Source organism: Arthrobacter sp. SD1074B, assembly GCF_056780195.1.
Window position 1 is genome coordinate 3,150,967 of the sequence record NZ_JBRAZT010000001.1, and the last position, 17,729, is coordinate 3,168,695.

Here is a 17,729-nt window from a genome sequence, read left to right on the forward strand (position 1 = left end):
GACACCGCCTGGCAGCTCGCCCGCCAGCATGCTTGAACTCCCAGTCATCATCCTCCCCATCCTTCCGGATCCCCTTGCTGCAGCCGCCAGCGCCGCGCCGCTGGGACGCGGACGGGCCCAGGCCTCCGTCGTCGCGCAGCCTGGTCCCTCGGCCGGTCCGGCCTGCGGGCCTGATGGTCCGGGGGCATTAGACTCGAGGCATGTCGGCTCTGTGGGGGGCGCGGATCCTGCGCGCGAAGGTATTGCTGCTGCTGCTTGTTCTGCCGGTGGCCGCGTGCGAGTACAGTCCGGATGAGCCGCTTCCCGCGCCAACCGCAACGCACTCCGTCGATCCGGCCCTATTTCTTGCCGAGGTGACCCGGCAGCTGGGAGGACCGCCCGCCAACTCCGGCGCCCCACATGCCACCGGCAAGACGGCCGCCTGGACCGGCGAACTTGCCGCCGGCGACTACCTGCTGACGGCGGCCTGCTCCGGCGCCACCCGGCTGGAAGTGAAACTGAATCGCGAACGGGCCCTTCCGCAGTCCTGGGACTACCCCTGCGGGGAGGCCTTCTCCTCGTTCATCCGCCACAAAGGTGGCACGCTCACGGTTAGCGCCACCGCGCTGTACGGGCTTGGCGAAGGCGTTGCCGGGATGAAGATCGAGCCGGCCACGGACGCATCGCTGCGCGACAATTTCGAGGCCAGCTCTTGGGCGCGGGACGTCCTGGACCCGGCCGTCCCCGGCGAAATCAGGGGGTCCGGCACGTCCGATGACCCCACCAGTTTCGGGCTCTCCGCTCCTCCTGGCCGCTACGAACTGGATTTCGCCTGCCGCGGGACGGCATCGGTGCGGCTGTCCATCCGCAGCTGGAACGGCGCCGAGGCCCTGGCCGCAGTGTCCGTCCCGTGCGGGGAGGTCATCAGCACTGAGCTGGAGCTGCCCGCCGACGGCGCCGACCTGGCGGTGGCACCCGCCGGCGGCACCGGGCAGTATTCCTTCCGACTCGTGCCGCCGGGACGCGGACGGGCCTAGCCCCCGGCCTGGTCGCCGCTTCCGGCGAGCGCAAGGATCATGCGCTCCATCCGGGCTACGCCGGCAAAGCGTCCCGCGTTGTCTGTCACCAGGAGCGAGTCGAACCTTTGGGCCTTCGGCCTCGTCATGGATCGGGCCAGCGCCTGGCTGAGCGGGGTATCGAGGTTTACCCGCATCCCGGGGCTGACCACGCCAAACGCGGCCGCCCCCGCGTCCAGCACGGCGACCGGCCGCAGGTGCTCACCGAGCAGCACGACCGCTTCCAGCGCCGGGTTGGCTGAAAAAGCCTCGGCGGCCAGAGCGGCACTGGTCACCGTCGCCGCCGGTTCGACGACGTCGCGGATGACCGTCTTATGGGCCACCGGTCGCGTACTGGCGAGGCGGTGTGCCACGTCAAGGTCGATGGCGGCCCACGGCGGGCCGGGCCGGGCAAGGTAGTAGCCCTGCACGAGCGGGACGCCCAGCGAGACGAGCGCCTCGAGCTCCTCGGCCCGCTCCACACCCTCGGCCAGGATCCACGCATCCACGCGGCTCGCAAAGGCGCCAAGCATCCCGATCAGGGCCCGCTTCGCCTCATCGCGGTCGACGTCCTGGATCAGGGCCCGGTCGATCTTGATCATCGAGGGCCGCAGGGCCAGCAGGTGGCGCAGCCCCGCGTAGCCGGCCCCGGCGTCGTCGACGGCGATCAGGGCACCGGCGGCGCGCAACTGGTTCAGGTCCGGTTCCAGCTCCACATACGAATCGATCGGCGTCTGCTCCGTCAGTTCGACGATCAAACCGCCCAGCTGGCCCTCGTCGCGCCACACTCTGCGGATGCGCTCGGACGTGAGCAGTTCCGGCGAAACGTTGAGGGTCAGGAAACAGTTCGGCGGCAGCGCAGCGCGGGCCTTCAGGGCGGTGCGCAGCGCGGCAGACTCAAGTTCGGCAGCTTTCCCGTGGGCGCGGGCGGCCGCAAACCACACTTCGGGGTTCTTCTCGGCATAACCGGGAAACCGTGCCAAGGCTTCGTAGCCCACCACCGCTCCCCGAGCCGTATCAATGATGGGTTGATAGGCCGCCGCCAGCCCTTCACCGCGGCAGGCAGAAGCGAGCAGGCCGTCCCAGTCCGGAGGGGCCGGCGTGCCGGCACCGGCGTCGGGATGCGGCCCGCCCGCCGTGGGAATCAACTAGCCGGGACGATTGCTCTGTGCACCGAGGCGACGAGCTCGGGGGACAGATCGGTCAGGCCGTGCACGGATGCGGCGTGGGCGCCGACCTGGACCAGAATTTCGTCGTCCGTGCTGCAGACCCAGCGGGCTTCACAACCGGGTACAACGTCACCACATGCAAACGACTTCATTTCGGCTCCTCAGGGACTTTTTGATCAACGCGCTTACCCTACTCTGCAGTAATGACAAATCGGCCGATCTTCCGGCCGGGGTGTCGTCCGCCCGGCCGGCCGGCTGGCCGCGGCCGCGGGCCGCAGGACGAATCAGCCTGCGACGCTTTGCGTCCCGTCGTCGGCGGCCAGTCCGGCCAGCCATTGCCGGGCTTCGATCCTTGAGGTGAAGTAGCGTTGCGGACAGTCGTTCCCGCGGCGCATCCACGCGGCAAACACCCGGTCCACATTGGACTCACCTACCAGGGCCACCGAGGAAACGAAGCGGCTGTCCAGGTAATGGTTGCGGGCCCCGGCAGTCAACTTGACGTCACTGATGTCGATCAACAGCGGCAGCATGCGCCCGGCACTGATTTTTGAAGTGGCCAGAACGGACTCGACGGCGTCCGCCGTATCCAGCGCAGAGCCGGAAGCCCAGGCCAGCTGCAGAATTCCGCCCTCATCCAGGCTGAGCGTGCCCTTGCCGGCCGACAGGACTATCTCCATGTAATTTCCCCCCTGCGAAAGGGTAGCGCCTCACGGGCCAAGATGTGACGCCAGGCACGTTTACGCCCGAAAATGTCGGCGCGCCCGCCGATCGATTGCTCCGTAGCCGCCGTTCTCACCCCGCAAAAGGGCACCTGCGGAGCACCCGCCGGGGGTTCTCCGGTCATTGGGCGCGGCCGGGCAAAGAGAAAACCTCCGGAACCGAGTGGTTCCGGAGGTTTTCTCAAGGGTGGCAGATGAGGGATTCGAACCCCCGTAGGCGTTGCCAGCTGATTTACAGTCAGCCCCCTTTGGCCGCTCGGGTAATCTGCCGAACTTCAAAAGAAGATCACTCGCGGGTTCTGTCTCCGAACGCCTGTTTCCAGTCGTTCCGCTTCCAGCAACCGCGGGCAAGACAACTTTACAGAACTTCCGCCGAAGAATCGAATCGGCGCCGCACTGCCCGTGCAGGCCCGGAAAATCAGGCTTCTCCGAGGATACGGCCGGCAAGTTTCGCCTCGAATTTCGCCGCCTGCTCCGCGGTGACCTGGTTCAGCTGCACCGCCCGGGCCAGATCCGCCTGCACCCCGTCCAGCCGGGCCGAAACGTCCGCGGCCGGGCTGAGGATGATCGAGGCCGCCAGGGCGGCGGCGGCCACCGACGTCACCGCCGTGGTGATCGAACCCGCTGCGGCAGCGGTCGAGCTGGAGACGTAACGGATGGCCTTGCGGTTCATGTGCTTTGCCTTTCAAGCGGCTCTTCCAAGGACTCCAACTCTGCCGGGCCAAGCTTCGTTCCCCCCGGGGTTCAGCTTTGAGCCGACTGTGAGGACCGTCGGTCCCGGCGCACCTTCACATCCGGGCCATCCGTACTAGGCTGGAATGCAGAAAACACCGCCCTTCACCCGGGCGTCCGGACAACCATCAGGAGGACAGTCATGGCAGGCGAATCCACATTCGACGTCGTCAGCAAGGTCGACAAGCAGGAGGTCGCCAACGCGCTGAACCAGGCGCAGAAGGAGCTGGCGCAGCGTTACGACTTCAAGGGGGTCGGCGCCGAGGTCGACTTCAGCGGCGAGAAGATCCTGATGAAGGCCAACTCTGAGGAGCGGGTGATGGCCGTCCTTGACGTGCTGCAGTCCAAGCTGATCCGCCGCGGCATCTCGCTGAAGTCCCTGGACACCGGCGAGCCCTACCCTTCAGGCAAGGAATTCCGCCTCGAGGCCACCATCAAGGAGGGCATCGCGCAGGACCTCGCGAAGAAGATCAACAAGCTGATCCGCGACGAGGGGCCCAAGTCGGTCAAGTCCCAGATCCAGGGCGACGAGCTGCGCGTGACGTCCAAGTCCCGCGACGACCTCCAGGAGACGATGAACCTGCTGAAGGGCTTCGACGAGGCCGACCTGCAGTTCGTCAACTTCCGCAGCTAGCCCAGCGGCCGCCCGGCCATCCGTTCCAGCCGGCCGATCCGTTCGCTCATCGGCGGGTGCGTGGAAAACATCCGCGCCATGCCGCCGCCCCGGAACGGGTTGGCGATCATCAGGTGCGAGGCGTTTACCAGCCGTTGGTCCTGCGGCAACGGCGCGAGCTGCACACCCTGCTCGATCTTGCGCAGGGCCGAAGCCAGCGCCAGCGGGTCGCCGGTCAGCGCCGAACCGTCCTCGTCGGCGTCGTACTCCCGCGTGCGGGAGATGGCCATCTGGATCAGCGACGCGGCAAACGGCGCCAGCAGCGCCATCGCGAGCAGGGCCAGGGGGTTGGCGTTGCGGCGGTCGCCGCCGCCAAAGAACAGCAGCATCTGGCCTACCGAGGTGATGACCCCGGCGACGGCGGCTGCCACCGATGAGGTCAGGATGTCCCGGTTGTAAACGTGCATCAACTCGTGGCCCAGAACGCCGCGCAGTTCGCGGGCGTCGAGCAGCTGCAGGATGCCCCGCGTGCAGCAGACCGCCGCGTTCTGTGGGTTCCGGCCGGTGGCGAAGGCGTTCGGCGCCATGGTCGGTGATATGTAGATCCTCGGCATCGGCTGGTTGGCGCGGGCCGAGAGTTCCCGGACTATCTGGTGCAGCTGCGGCGCCTCGGCCTCCGTCACCGGATACGCCTGCATGGACCGGATCGCGATCTTGTCGCTGTTCCAGTAGCCGTAGGCGGTGGTGCCGACGCCGATCAGCGCCATGATCCAGATGGGCGCCGGGCTGCGCATGCCGGATCCAATCAGCGCGCCGAGGCCCAGGAGCACAGCCCAGAGAACGCCAAACAGGGCCGCCGTTTTCAGGCCGTTATGGTGGTTGTGCACTGATCCTCCCAAGCCGTGCCGCCGTCGTCGGGGTGTCCGGTAGATCTCCCCTTTAAGGAACGAACTGCTACGGAACCGGGTTCCGCGCGTCGTACTGCAGGAACCCGGACTCCCAGCGCGCCACGAGCCACGCCACCACCGCGCAGAACACCCCGCCTGCGAGCAGCACCCAGCCTTCACTGACAAGCTTAGTCGCGCCGCCCGCCAGCATGTCCCCCACCCGGGGTCCGCCGGCCACAACCACCACAAAGACGCCCTGCAGCCGGCCGCGCAGGTGGTCCGGGGTGGCCGACTGCAGGATGGTGGTGCGGAAGACGGCACTGACCGAGTCGGCGATCCCGGCGAGCGCGCAGCAGACCGCAGCGGGCACCAGCCAGAACGTCACGCCCCCGGCGCCGGACCGGCCGGCGAGCACGACGACGAGGCCCAGACCCGCGATCGAGGCCCCCCAGCCCATGACAGACCAGACCACGGCTGCGCCCTGGGCCCGGACGGCTCCCAGCGGGCCGGAGAAGAGCCCGGCGAGGAAGGCGCCGACGGCGGTCGAGGCCAGCAGCACGCCGACCGTGGCTTCGCCGCCGCCGATCATGAGCGCGCCGATGGCCGGCAGCAACGCCCTCGGCTGCGCGAGGATCATCGCCACGAGGTCGATCACGAAGGTCATGCGCAGATTGGGACGGGTTCCGAGGAAGCGGAAGCCTTCCACGACGGAACGCAGGCCGGCCCGGTGCGACTCCTGCCCCGGCGGCATCGGCGCCAGCTTCAGCAGGGCCCAGACGACGAATGCGAAGCTGGCAACGTCGATCGTGTAGGTCCAGGCGAAGCCGACCGTGGCGACCAGCACGCCGGCCAGCAGTGGTCCGGCGGTCATGGCCAGTCCGAAGCTCATCATGCTCAGGGCGTTGGCCGCGGGGAGCAGTTCCTTGCGGACCAGGACCGGGATAATGGCGCTGCGCGCCGGCTGGTTGATGGCCTGCGCACCGCTTTGGACCGCCACGAGCACGTAGAGCAGCCAGACGTTCCCCAGCTGCAGCCAGGCCTGCAGTGCCAGGCCCGCGGTGGTCAGCCACAGCACAGCGGAGGCGGCCAGCGCGACCTTGCGGCGGTCGTGGGCATCGGCAATGGATCCGCCCAGCAGCCCGCCGAACACCAGCGGGACGAGGGCGAAGATGCTCAGCAGCCCCACATACAGGCTGTCCTGGGTGAGCCGGTAGACCTCAAGGCTTACGGCCACTAGGGTGAGCTGGCTGCCCAGCGCCGAGGCGGCGGATCCCAGCCAGAGGCGGCGGAAGGCCGGACTTTCGCGTAACGGCGTAATGTCCGCCAAGAATTTCCCCACCCGGCAACTCTAATGGGGCGCAAGTGCCCACGCCCTCCCTCACCTCCTGCCGCCCAGACCCCAACCCTCCCGCACCTTTTGGGTGGCGGCAGTAAGCGTCTCGCCCGACGAGAGGGGGCGTCCTGGGAATTGCCGCCAAAAGTGAGGGAGCGTCGGTCATAAGGGGGACCTTATTGTGAACTGCTAAAAATAAGTGCTTGAATGGGGCTATGACGGATTTGGTGGACGGCAGCGAGGCATGGGCCGCCGCCCTGCGTGCCCACGGGCGCCGGGTGACCAAACAGCGGCTGGCCGTGCTGGCCGCCGTCGAACGCCATCCGCATTCGCCGGCCGAAGCTATCCTCGCCGCCGCCCGCGAGGAACTGCCGGACCTCACCGCACAGTCCGTCTACGTTGTTCTGGGTGACCTGACCGAGCTGCAGATGCTGCGGCGCTTCGAACCGCCGCACTCCCCCGCGCTGTATGAGACCAGGGTCGGCGACAACCACCACCACGCCGTCTGCATCAGCTGCGGCCGCGTCGAGGACGTCGAATGCGCGGTCGGCCACGCCCCCTGCCTGACCCCGCACTGGGAGGCCGGTTCCAGGCCGATGACCATCCAGATCGCCGACGTCCTGTACCAGGGCGTGTGCGAGGAGTGCCAGCGCAACCAAAAACTTCCCACCCGCAACTAGCAAGAAACAGAAATAGGAGAACGATGACTCAGAACATCTCTGCGCCCGCAGTGTCCACGACACAGTCCGGCGCCCCCGTCACGTCCGATGCCCATTCCCAGACCGTCGGTGCTGACGGCGCGATCATCCTGACTGATCACTACCTGATCGAGAAGCTGGCCCAGTTCAACCGCGAGCGCGTGCCGGAGCGTGTGGTGCACGCCAAGGGCGGCGGCGCGTTTGGTACCTTCACGACCACCGAGGACGTCTCCCGCTACACCAAGGCTGCCCTCTTCCAGCCCGGCACCGAGACGGACATGCTCATCCGCTTCTCCTCCGTCGCCGGCGAGGCAGGCTCCCCCGACACCTGGCGCGACCCCCGCGGCTTTGCCGTGAAGTTCTACACCACCGAGGGCAACTACGACCTCGTCGGCAACAACACCCCGGTGTTCTTCATCCGCGACGGCATCAAGTTCCCTGACTTCATCCACTCGCAGAAGCGCCTGCCGGGCACGCACCTGCGCGACGCGGACATGCAGTGGGACTTCTGGACCCTCTCCCCCGAGTCCGCCCACCAGGTCACCTGGCTGATGGGCGACCGCGGCCTGCCGGCTTCCTGGCGTGAAATGCAGGGCTACGGCTCGCACACCTACCAGTGGATCAACGCCGCGGGCGAGCGCTTCTGGGTCAAGTACCACTTCAAGTCCAACCAGGGCGTCAAGTCGATGACCGGCGACGACGCCGAGGCCCTCGCCGGCTCGGACGCGGACTTCTACATCCGCGACCTCTCGGAGAACATCGCGGCGGGCAACTTCCCCAGCTGGGACCTGCACGTCCAGGTGATGCCGTACGAGGACGCCAAGACTTACCGCTTCAACCCGTTCGACCTCACCAAGGTGTGGCCGCACAGCGACTACCCGCTGATCAAGGTCGGCACCATGGAGCTGAACAAGAACCCGGAGAACTACTTCGCGCAGATCGAGCAGGCAACCTTCGCGCCGTCGAACTTCGTGCCCGGCATCGCCGCTTCGCCGGACAAGATGCTGCAGGCCCGCATCTTCTCCTACGCCGACGCGCACCGTTACCGCGTGGGCACCAACCACGCCCAGCTCCCGGTGAACCTTCCCAAGAGCCAGGTCAACAACTACAGCCAGGACGGCGCGGGCCGCTACCACTTCAACGCCCCGTCGGTCCCGGTGTACGCCCCGAACTCCTTCGGCGGCCCGGCTGCCGTGGAGCCGCAGAGCCCGGCTGGCGGCTGGGAGAACGACGGCGAGCTGACGCTCTCCGCGCACTCCCTGCACGCTGAGGACGGTGACTTCGGCCAGGCCGGCACGCTGTACCGAGAGGTGTTCGACGACGGCGCCAAAGCCCGCCTGCTGGACACCATCACCGGCGCCGTGAGTGGCGTGAAGAGCGCGGCCATCAAGGAACGCGCCATTCAGTACTGGACCAACGTCGATGCCGAGCTCGGCGCGAAGCTGCGCGCCAACCTGGGTGCCGCCGCTGCCGGTGTTGTTACCTCGGACGCCGAGGCTGCCAACAAGATCGGCTAATTTCCGCCTGCACGTAAGAACACCCCGTCGCGATCGCCCGCGGCGGGGTGTTCTGTCACCCACGGCGCGAGCGCGCCGCTATAGTCTGTTGAGTGAATTCGGCAATCATTTATCTGGTAGGCACCTCCGGCCACCCTAACTTCGGCGACGAGTTTATTGCCGCCGCGTGGCTCAAACACCTGGCCGCGGCCCGGCCCGACGCCGACGTCTGGCTCGACTGCCCCCAACCGGGCATGGCCCAAGTCCTGTTCGAGGGCCTGCACCCCCGGCTCCGGATCACCAACACGCTCTGGCGCCTGGTGAACGACACCGCCGACCTCCCCGCGGACGCGGCAGCCAAACACATCCGCGAACGCATCACCAACTTCGGCACCCCCGCCTACGACCTGGGCATCCTCAAGCTGCGGGAGGCCGAGTCGCTGCACCTGATCGGCGGCGGCTATGTCAACGACACCTGGCCGCACCACGCCGGACTCGTTGTGGGCATGCGCGCCGTCAGCGAAGCCACCGGCGCCCGGCTCTACGCCACCGGCCAGGGCCTGATGCCGGCACAGCCGGCCGACACCCAAACGCCCCTCTTCCAGGGATTCCACCACGCCAGGGTCCGGGACGAACCCAGCGCCGCCGCCCACGGCCTGGACCTTGGCCTGGACGACGCTTTCCTCGGCATAGCCGGGGAAATCGGCCGCAACACCGCCCCGGCCGGGCTGTACGTCTGCATCCAAAGCGACATGGCCGATCCCGGGCGCTTCCAGGCCGCCGTCGAGCTTGCCCGCGCCCAGGTCGAACTCGCCGGCCGCCGCGGAGTCAAGGCCTACTACGTCGAAGCGATCCCCGGCGTCGACCACGCCGCCTACGAACGCCTCGCCGACCGCATACCCGAGGCCCGGTTCATCCCGTTCAACCGCGTATGGACCGAAGGCCTGCCGCTTTCCGCGCAGCAGACCTGGGTCACCAGCCGCTTCCACCTGCACCTGCTGGCCGCCGCCGCGGGTGCCCGCGGCATCGCCGTCGGCGTGAAAAAGGGCTACTACGATGTCAAACACGAATCCGTCGCGGCCCTGGGGAGCGGCTGGTCCCTGGCCCTCGGCGAGGATAGCCCTGCCATGCCCGAATACCCCGGCCCGCTGGCGGCGAAACTGCCCGCACTCCTCGAACAGAAACGCACCGAAGCCGAAACGCTCTACCCGGCGTTCTCCGGCCCGGGCGGATCCCTGACAGCCGGGGCCGCCAAGCTCTTCAACAAAACCAAGGCAGTGTCCCTGAAAAACAAGCTCCGGTCCGGAGTGCGCTGACACACCCATGCTGACTTGGCTTCCCGGGCTGCTGCCGCACGCCCTGACCGTAGTTCTTCTTGTCGGCACGTTCTTCCTCCCGGGACTGCTGGTGCTCCTGCCGCTGAAACCAGGGTGGCCCGCGGCCGTTGCCCTCAGCCCGGCAGTCACCTTGCTGGTCTTCCTGGCCGGAAGCATGGCGGCGGAGGCCATCGGTGTGCCGTGGACCCCGGCCACGGTCGCCCTCAGTGCTGCGCCGCCGGTCCTGGCCGCCTGGCTGGTGGGAAGGCGTTCCAGCCTGAACTCAAGCCTGTGGCCTGCCCGCGTCAGCTTGCCGGTGAAACTGGCCGTTGGCGCGGGCGTGCTGATCGGTTCCGGGCTGACCTGCCTGGCGCTGCTCCGGGGCATCGGCGACCCGGCCGCCGCTTCGCAGGGCTGGGATCCGATCTTCCACTTGAACGTGCTGCGGTGGATCCAGGAGTCCGGCAGCGCCACGCCGTGGGGCGTGGCTCCGATCTTCGGCTCCGGCACCTATTACCCCGCAGGCTGGCACAGCGTGGTGTCGCTGGTCCCGGGCAGCGTGGCGGCAACGGCCAACCTGTCCTCGATCATCATCGGTGGCATGATCTGGCCGATCGGCCTGACGTTCCTGGCCGCAGCGGTCCTGCCGCGGCACCCGGTGGCGTGGGCGCTGACGCCGCTCTTCGCGGCCTCGTTTGTCAGCTTTCCTTACTCCCAGCTCCTCCGCAGCGGCCAGTGGCCCAACGGGCTCGCCACCGCCCTGGTCCCGGCCGCCCTGGCCCTGAGCGTCCTGGTTCTGCGGCGCCTGACCTCCGTCGAGCGGGCCCGCACGCCGGCGCGGGAGTATGTGGTCCTTGCCGCTGTCCTCGGCGGCTGTGCTGCCGCGCACCCGAGTGCCGTTTTTGCCACCGCAGTTGCCGCCCTGCCTTTCCTGGCAGCGCATACCCTGCCTCCCCTGCTGCGGGGCGCACGACGCCGCCCCTGGACCGCGGTCGCGGCGGTCGCTGCGGCGGTTGCTGCTGCCGCCGCGGCCTACGCCGTACTGGCTCATTCACGGCTGCTCGCCGGCGTGATGGCCTACCCGCGGGCGGTGCGGGCCCAAGTCCCGGATTCCCTGTTGCTTGCGTTCTTCGACCTCCCGAGGTTTCCCGCCCTGTCCCCGCCTGCCCCGAACGATTTCAACCTCGCGGTGGGGCTTCTGGTGATCCTCGGCGGTGCCGTGGCTGTCTTCATCAGGGGCGCGAGGCCGCTGACCGTCGCCTGGCTGGCCTTCGTCGTGCTCTACGTGCTTGCCGCCGGACCGGAGAACGCGCTGCGGTGGCTGACCGGTTTCTGGTACAAGGACACGCAGCGGATCGCCCCGTTCATCGCCATGACCGGCAGCCTGCTGGCGGCGCTGGCCATCGCGGTGCTGGCGAGGGCCGCACACCGTGCACTGGCGGCGCGGCTGCCGTCGGCCCGCCTCGGCGGCAGGTGGCCTCTTCCGGCGGTCCTCGTCGGGCTGTCCGTCGCCGTCGTGATGTACGGAATGTATGCGGCCTCCGGGGGCTTTCGGTCCGTGGACCGGGTGGCAGTGGCAGCGCAGAACTACGAGGTCTCAGCACGGCCCGGCACCGGGGTCCTCTCGAGGGGCGAACAGGAATTCATCCTGCGCGCCGGTGCGGTGCTGCCCGCCGACGCGGTGGTGATCGGGGACCCGTTCAACGGCGAGACGTATTTCTACGCTCTCACCGGGCGGCACGTGGTGTACACGCAGTTGGGCGCCCCGACGGCCGGGAGTGCCGCCAAGGAACTGCTCCGCACCGGGTTCAACCGGCTGGCGACGGACAAGTCGGTCTGCGCGGCGCTGCGTACGGTCGGCGCCACGCACTTTTACGAGGACGCCCCGGGTGGATCGCACGGCAGTGTGAGCCTGCAGCGGTGGCCCGGTTTCTACAATGTGCCCACCGGCCGCGGCTTCGAAAAAGTCGCCTCCGCGGATGGCCGCACCCTGTACAGGATCACGGCCTGCGGCTAGCCGGGCCCTGAGGCCGCCGCCGGGTACATTTCCGCGGCGCTTCCGGACACCCGCGCCGTTTGCGGACCAGTGCACCCCGGATCGGGGGAGCACTGGTCCGCTTCCGCAGCGGAAATCCCGTTCTGTAGCGTAAGCCCGGCCGGCCGGGCGGCTAAGCGCCGCCGGTGCCGGAGGCCGCCGTCGGGCCAGCCGGCGTCGGCGTTGCTGCGGAAGCCGCCGACGGCGTGACGGCCGCCGCGGGCCGGTGCCCCTTCTTGGCCAGCTGGATCTGCTCGTAGACGTGGTGGCGTAGCTCCGTGAAGCGCGGCAGCGAGCGTGTCTCCAGCTGGTCGCGCTCGGCCGGCAGGTCGATCACGATGTCCTCCTGCACCACCGTCGGAGAGCTGGAGAGAATGATGACGCGTTCGCCGAGGTAAACCGATTCGTCGATGTCGTGGGTCACGAAAAGCACGGTCACGCCCAGCTTCTTCCACACCGTCCGGATCAGGTCCTCAAGGTCCGCCCGGGTCTGGGCGTCCACGGCCGCGAACGGTTCGTCCATCAGCAGGACCTCGGGCTGGTAGGCGATCGCGCGGGCGATCGCCACGCGCTGCTGCATGCCGCCGGAGAGCTGCCAGGGGTAGGAGCGCGGCACGTGGGCAAGGCCCACCGCTTCGAGGGCCTCGTCGACAAGCCGGTCGCGTTCAGCCTTGGGCACGCCCTGGTTCTTCAGCGGCAGCTCCACGTTGTCCCGGACCCGCATCCAGGGGAACAGCGAGCGGCCGTATTCCTGGAACACCACGGCCATCTTCTTCGGCGGACCGGACACCTGCTTGCCGTCGAGGAGCACTTCGCCCTCGGTAGGCGCCATCAGGCCCGAGATGCACTTCAGCAGTGTGGTTTTACCTGAGCCGGAGGGGCCGACGAGGCAGGCGAGTTCGCCGGACCGAAGATCGAAGGTGAGGTTGCGTACCGCCTCGATGTCGCCGCCGTCGGTCTGGTAGACCTTCTTCAGGCCGCGGACGGAGAGCATCGCCTCCGGCGCCGGGCGAGTGGGGTCAGGCTGCATTTTCTACCTCTTTCTGGCCGTGGTACCAACGCAGGATGTTCCGCTCGGCCCACTGGAAGATGAACGACATCGCCACGCCCAGCAGGCCGAGCACCACAATGCCGGACCACATTTCCGGGATGGCGAACGAACGCTGGAACTGGACGATGGTGAAGCCAAGCCCCGAGGACGAGGCAAACATTTCGGAAATGACCATCAGGATCAACCCGAGCGACAGCGACTGGCGTACGCCGGCGAGGATCTGCGGGCTGGCCGACGGCAGCACCAGGTAACGCACCCGGGCCCAGCCATCGATGCCGTAGGTATGGGCCGAATCCGAGAGGACCCCATCCACTGCGCGGACGCCTTCAATGGTGTTCAGCAGCACCGGCCAGACACAGCCGGAGATGATGACCGCAATCTTCATGGAGTCGGTGATGCCCATCAGCAGGATCAGGACCGGGACCAGGACCGGCGGCGGGATAGCGCGGAAGAATTCGAGCGTGGGTTCGAGCAACGCGCGGAGCCATTTGACTGAGCCGATCAGCACCCCGCCCACGACGCCGATGGCGATCGCGGCGACGACGCCGATCAGGAGCCGGGCGATGCTGGGCAGCACATCCGAGAAGAAGCGGGGGCCGAACCAGACTTCGCCGAACTTGTTGACCAGGGCGGCCGGGGTGGGGACGAAGAAATTGACCGTTCCGAGGGTCGAGACCCACCAGGCCAGGACCAGCAACGCCGGCAGCGCCAGCACGTAGGCCGCCGTTTTCAGTGCTTTCATACGATCACCTCAGAACGGACCGAGGAATGCCAGGACAGGGTCTTTTTTTCGATGAAGCGCATCAGGACGTTGATCAGCACGCCAATCAGGCCGGTTGCGAGCACCAAGGCGTACATACCGGAGATGGCGCCGCCGGATTGTGCGAGGGCGATTTCACGGCCCAGCCCCGGCGAGCCGATCACGAGTTCCGCCGTGATGGCCAGGACCAGCGCCACCGTTGCTGCGAGCCGCACGCCGGTCATCAAGTAGGGCAGTGCGCTGGGGAACACGACATAACGGATCCGCGCCATCCACCCCAGCCCATAGGTCCTCGCGGTGTTGCTGGCGACCATGTCGACGTCGGCCACGCCGTAGAGGACCTGGATGAGGACCTGCCAGAAGGCGGCATAGGTGATCAGCATGAGCGAGGATTCGATCTTCACGCCGAAGAGCAGCACCGCCAGCGGGATGAGCGCCACCGACGGGATGGGGCGCAGGAACTCCACAGTGGAGTTGGTCGCCTTCCGCAGGAATGCGCTGGAGCCGATGATGAAGCCCACTACCACGGCCAGGACGATTGCGATGACGAGGCCCAGGAACCAGGCTTTCATGGTCTCACCGACCGACACCCAGAATGCGGTCAAGCTGAAGTCTTGGGCCAGGGCGGCGATGACCTCACTGGCCGGCGGCAGGTAGCGTTCGTCGATGATGCCCAGCCGGGGAATGAGTTCCCAGGTGCCGAGGAACCCAAGAATCCCAACCACACCGAGCAGCTGCTTCGCGGGAAGTTTGTGGCCGGTCCGGCGGCTCCGTCCCCCGCCGGGGGCGGAACCGCCGGACGCCAGAGCGTCGGCGGAACTCACGGAACTCACGGGAGGAGGTCGCCGGCGTTCGGAGCCTTGCTCAGCGTGCCGTACTTGGCGGCGGCGTCGCCGAGAGTCTTGAAGGCGTCCTTGTTGAACTCCACCCGGTACCGCGGCAGGACCATCTTGGCGCGCGTGGCTTCATCGATCTTGGTGTAGGTGCCGACGATGTCGCGGACTTCCTGCGGGTGGGTCTGGGCGTATTCGAGGGACTTGTTCATGGCCCGGGTGAACTTCTGGGTCAGCTCCGCCTTGTCCTTGATCGTCTCCGCTTTGGTGAAGTAGCCGGCGATGTCCAGCTCAGGGCTCATGTCCACGAAGTTCGAGGAGATGATCTTGCCGCCCTCCGCGACGGCCTTGGACAGGAACGGCTCCAGGATCCAGGCCGCGTCCACCTGCTTCTTGGCCAGGGCTGCCGGAGCGTCCGGGAAAGCCACCTCCACAAACTTCACGCTCGAGGCGTCGCCGCCGGCCTTTTCGACAACCGACTTGATGGTGGTGTCACCGATATTGGAGAGGTTGTTCACCGAAACGGTCTTTCCGGCGAGGTCCTTCGGGGAACTGATCGCGGAGCCCGCGGGAACGACGACGCCGCCGATGTCCTTGCCCTTCTCGCCGGTGGTTGAGGCGCCGTTCGCGACGAATTTCAAGTCAAGGCCCTTGTCCTTCGCCACCATGACCGAGATCAGGTTGGAGAAGGCGAAGTCGAAGCTGCCGCTCACCACTCCGGGAACGATCGCCGCTCCGCCGCTGGCGGTCTGGATGTCCAGCTGAATTCCTTCGTCCTTGAAGAAGCCCTGCTTGCTGCCCAGGTAGATGGGGGCGCAGTCCACGATCGGAATGACGCCGACGCTGACCTTGGTGAGGTCTCCGCCGCCCGTTGCGCCGCCGGATGCGCTGCCCCCGCCGGTGGAACTCGGCGATCCGCTGCCGCAGGCCGAGAGTGCGAGGACCGAGGCGGCCGCCAGCACGGTAACAATACGACGTTTCATGTTCACTCCTATGTGCGCATTTGGCCGCGGGAATGACAAGCCCCCGGCCTCTTGTTCGCTTCTCGAACAAACGTTCAAAATCACGACTATCTCCACCATACTGTGATGCCGACCACATGGGGCGCATTGTTACGGATAAGTGATGTCCGAGGTCTGCGGCGTGGGGGAAATCGGGAGCAACCATGCCGCTCCCGGCGAACCGGGGCCGGGCCGAACCCTCCGCCACACAGCAAGCGGGGCCACTGACGGACGGTCCGGTCTGTCCGGACGGTCCGTCAGTGGCCCCGCGTTGGTATTCGGGGGTGTGGCTAGGAGCGCGTGTAGGCGTCGTTGTCCTCGACGACGGCGGGCTCGGCGGCCGGCTGGGCGGCCGGTATGGCTGCCTGGGCAGCGGGGTCGTTGACGGCGGCCCGTGCCTCGGCGAACTTCTCGTTCAGCCGGGAGTGGCGCTGTCCGTAGGCGAAGTAGATCGCGATGCCGATAACCAGCCAGATGGCGAAGAAGATCCAGGTTTCCACGGCCAGGTTGGTCATCAGGTACAGGCACAGGACGGCCGACACGACAGGGAGGACCTTGCCGAACGGCACGCGGAACGCCGGCTTGAGGTCGGGGCGCTTGCGGCGCAGCACCAGGATGCCGAGGCTAACCATCACGAACGCGGAAAGCGTGCCGATGTTGATCATTTCCTCGAGCAGGTCCACGTTCGTCAATCCGGCCACGACCGCCACGGCCGTGCCGCAGATGATCTGCAGGCGTACGGGCGTCGCCCGGATGGTGGAGGTCTTGGATAGCGACCGCGGCAGCAGGCCGTCGCGGCTCATGGCCAGCACCACGCGCGAGAGGCCCATCAGCAGCACCATGATCACGGTGGTGAGGCCCACGAGGGAGCCGAAGGCGATGACCTTTGCGGCGTCGGTGTTGCCCACGGCCTCGAAGGCGGTGGTCAGCGTTGGGTTCTTCGCCTCGGCGAGCTTGGTGTAGGACACCATGCCGGTCAGTGCGAGCGACACGAGGATGTAGAGCACGGTGACGATCGCGAGGCCGCCGAAGATGCCGCGGGGCAGGGTCTTCTGCGGGTTCTTGACCTCTTCGGCGGAGGTGGCGACGACGTCGAAGCCGATGAAGGCGAAGAAGACGAGGGCGGCGCCGGCGAAGATGCCCAGCGTGCCGTACTGGGCAGGGGCCGCTCCGGTGAGGAAGCCGAAGAAGGACTGCTTGAGCACGTCAGTAGCGCCGGTGCCGCCGGTGGGCTCGGAGGCCGGGACGAACGGGGCGTAGTTCTCGAACTTTACGTAGCTGAAGCCGACCACGATCACGAAGAGCACGACGGCGATTTTGATCAGGGTGAAGACGTTGCCGACGCGGGCGGACAGCTTGGTCCCCAAGACCAGCAGGACGGTGAAGACGGCGACGATCAGGAAGGCGCCCCAGAAGAGGTCGACGCCGGCCACGGAGATCGACGGCGGGACGTCCAGGCCCATCAGCGCGAAGACCTTGCTGAGGTAGATGCCCCAGTACTTGGCAATCACGGCGGCGGCGGTGAAGAGCTCGAGGATGAGGTTCCAGCCGATGATCCAGGCGAGGACCTCGCCCATCGTGGCGTACGTGAAGACGTAGGCGGAGCCGGCCACGGGGATGGCGGTGGCGAATTCGGCGTAGCACATGATCGCGAGCGCGCAGGTGACGGCGGCGATCGCGAAGGAAATGGTGACGGCGGGGCCGGCAAAGTTGGCGGCAGCCTTGGCCCCGACCGAGAAGATCCCGGCGCCGACGGCAACTGCGACGCCCATGATCATCAGGTCCCAAGTGCTGAGCGAGCGTTTCAGCTTGCGTCCGGGCTCATCGGCGTCGGCGATCGACTGCTCGATGGATTTGGTCCGGAAAAGGTTCATAGGAAAGTCCAAAATCTCGGTAGCTGGTTGGAAACAGACCTATTAATAGTAGTGTCCATCCACTGGACGGCCGTTTTAATCCCACATGGTGAGACGCACAAGAGTGCGAACGTACACTTGCGGCCCTCGCGGGAAGGAACCCCAAGTGTACGTTCGCGCTCAGGGGTTCAGCGGCTCA

General features: G+C 67.1%; 17 protein-coding genes and 1 tRNA gene. 6 read left to right on the forward strand and 12 right to left on the reverse strand.

All coding sequences use genetic code 11. The annotated features are described in order from the left end of the window. Positions 1-200 precede the first annotated feature (200 nt). Complete coding sequence (locus tag ACUYM2_RS14645) at positions 201-1,016, forward strand: hypothetical protein (RefSeq protein WP_481600700.1); 816 nt, start codon at positions 201-203, stop codon at positions 1,014-1,016. Here the strand turns inward: ACUYM2_RS14645 and ACUYM2_RS14650 are convergent. The 5 genes from ACUYM2_RS14650 to ACUYM2_RS14670 form a co-directional block, all read right to left on the reverse strand. Further along, entirely contained in the window at positions 1,013-2,182 is a 1,170-nt protein-coding gene (locus tag ACUYM2_RS14650) for an EAL domain-containing protein (protein WP_481600701.1), read from the reverse strand. The two genes, ACUYM2_RS14645 and ACUYM2_RS14650, sit on opposite strands and share 4 nt — an antisense overlap. After that, a complete protein-coding gene (locus tag ACUYM2_RS14655; protein WP_481600702.1) occupies positions 2,179-2,355 on the reverse strand; it encodes a DUF1059 domain-containing protein in 177 nt (58 codons plus the stop codon). Before ACUYM2_RS14655 ends, ACUYM2_RS14650 begins: the two co-directional genes overlap by 4 nt. Positions 2,356-2,487: 132 nt before the next feature. Beyond that, a complete protein-coding gene (locus tag ACUYM2_RS14660) occupies positions 2,488-2,880 on the reverse strand; it encodes a DUF7793 family protein (RefSeq protein ID WP_481600703.1) in 393 nt (130 codons plus the stop codon). Between the two features lie 230 nt (positions 2,881-3,110). Then, positions 3,111-3,192 (reverse strand) — tRNA-Tyr (locus ACUYM2_RS14665). A 148-nt stretch (positions 3,193-3,340) separates the two neighbouring features. Next, positions 3,341-3,595 (reverse strand): hypothetical protein, encoded by a 255-nt coding sequence (locus ACUYM2_RS14670; RefSeq protein WP_481600704.1) that lies wholly within the window; start codon positions 3,593-3,595, stop codon positions 3,341-3,343. A gap of 201 nt (positions 3,596-3,796) precedes the next feature. Here ACUYM2_RS14670 and ACUYM2_RS14675 point away from each other — a divergent pair, with 201 nt between their 5' ends. Further along, complete coding sequence (locus ACUYM2_RS14675) at positions 3,797-4,288, forward strand: YajQ family cyclic di-GMP-binding protein (protein WP_481600705.1); 492 nt, start codon at positions 3,797-3,799, stop codon at positions 4,286-4,288. Here ACUYM2_RS14675 and htpX read toward each other — a convergent pair. Both htpX and ACUYM2_RS14685 read right to left on the reverse strand, forming a co-directional pair. Continuing rightward, entirely contained in the window at positions 4,285-5,154 is an 870-nt protein-coding gene (htpX, locus tag ACUYM2_RS14680; RefSeq protein ID WP_481600706.1) for a zinc metalloprotease HtpX, read from the reverse strand. The two genes, ACUYM2_RS14675 and htpX, sit on opposite strands and share 4 nt — an antisense overlap. 67 nt (positions 5,155-5,221) lie before the next feature. Next, positions 5,222-6,493 (reverse strand): MFS transporter, encoded by a 1,272-nt coding sequence (locus tag ACUYM2_RS14685; RefSeq protein ID WP_481600707.1) that lies wholly within the window; start codon positions 6,491-6,493, stop codon positions 5,222-5,224. 209 nt (positions 6,494-6,702) lie between these two features. Between ACUYM2_RS14685 and ACUYM2_RS14690 the strand changes: the two genes are divergently transcribed. The 4 genes from ACUYM2_RS14690 (at position 6,703) to ACUYM2_RS14705 (ending at position 12,014) form a co-directional block, all read left to right on the forward strand. Next, on the forward strand, positions 6,703-7,167 hold the full coding sequence (locus ACUYM2_RS14690; RefSeq protein ID WP_481600708.1) for a Fur family transcriptional regulator: 465 nt from the start codon (positions 6,703-6,705) through the stop codon (positions 7,165-7,167). 23 nt (positions 7,168-7,190) lie between these two features. Continuing rightward, the gene (locus ACUYM2_RS14695) at positions 7,191-8,702 is read left to right on the forward strand and encodes a catalase (protein ID WP_481600709.1); all 1,512 of its coding nucleotides are present in this window, start codon (positions 7,191-7,193) and stop codon (positions 8,700-8,702) included. 92 nt (positions 8,703-8,794) lie between these two features. Beyond that, positions 8,795-9,997, forward strand: a complete 1,203-nt coding sequence (locus ACUYM2_RS14700) for a polysaccharide pyruvyl transferase family protein (protein WP_481600710.1) — start codon at positions 8,795-8,797, stop codon at positions 9,995-9,997. A gap of 7 nt (positions 9,998-10,004) precedes the next feature. Beyond that, entirely contained in the window at positions 10,005-12,014 is a 2,010-nt protein-coding gene (locus ACUYM2_RS14705; protein WP_481600711.1) for a DUF6541 family protein, read from the forward strand. Positions 12,015-12,165: 151 nt separating this feature from the next. Here ACUYM2_RS14705 and ACUYM2_RS14710 read toward each other — a convergent pair whose 3' ends face one another. The 5 genes from ACUYM2_RS14710 to ACUYM2_RS14730 all read right to left on the reverse strand — a co-directional run bounded on the left by ACUYM2_RS14710 (position 12,166) and on the right by ACUYM2_RS14730 (position 17,551). Next, positions 12,166-13,062, reverse strand: a complete 897-nt coding sequence (locus tag ACUYM2_RS14710; RefSeq protein ID WP_481600712.1) for an ABC transporter ATP-binding protein — start codon at positions 13,060-13,062, stop codon at positions 12,166-12,168. Then, the gene (locus ACUYM2_RS14715) at positions 13,052-13,825 is read right to left on the reverse strand and encodes an ABC transporter permease (protein ID WP_481600713.1); all 774 of its coding nucleotides are present in this window, start codon (positions 13,823-13,825) and stop codon (positions 13,052-13,054) included. Before ACUYM2_RS14715 ends, ACUYM2_RS14710 begins: the two co-directional genes overlap by 11 nt. After that, positions 13,822-14,667 carry an ABC transporter permease gene (locus ACUYM2_RS14720; protein ID WP_481600714.1) on the reverse strand — a complete coding sequence of 282 codons (846 nt, stop codon included), beginning with the start codon at positions 14,665-14,667 and terminating at the stop codon, positions 13,822-13,824. Before ACUYM2_RS14720 ends, ACUYM2_RS14715 begins: the two co-directional genes overlap by 4 nt. Before the next feature lie 5 nt (positions 14,668-14,672). Then, positions 14,673-15,659, reverse strand: a complete 987-nt coding sequence (locus ACUYM2_RS14725; RefSeq protein WP_481600715.1) for an ABC transporter substrate-binding protein — start codon at positions 15,657-15,659, stop codon at positions 14,673-14,675. Between the two features lie 308 nt (positions 15,660-15,967). Further along, on the reverse strand, positions 15,968-17,551 hold the full coding sequence (locus ACUYM2_RS14730; RefSeq protein WP_481600716.1) for an amino acid permease: 1,584 nt from the start codon (positions 17,549-17,551) through the stop codon (positions 15,968-15,970). Positions 17,552-17,729: the final 178 nt, after the last annotated feature.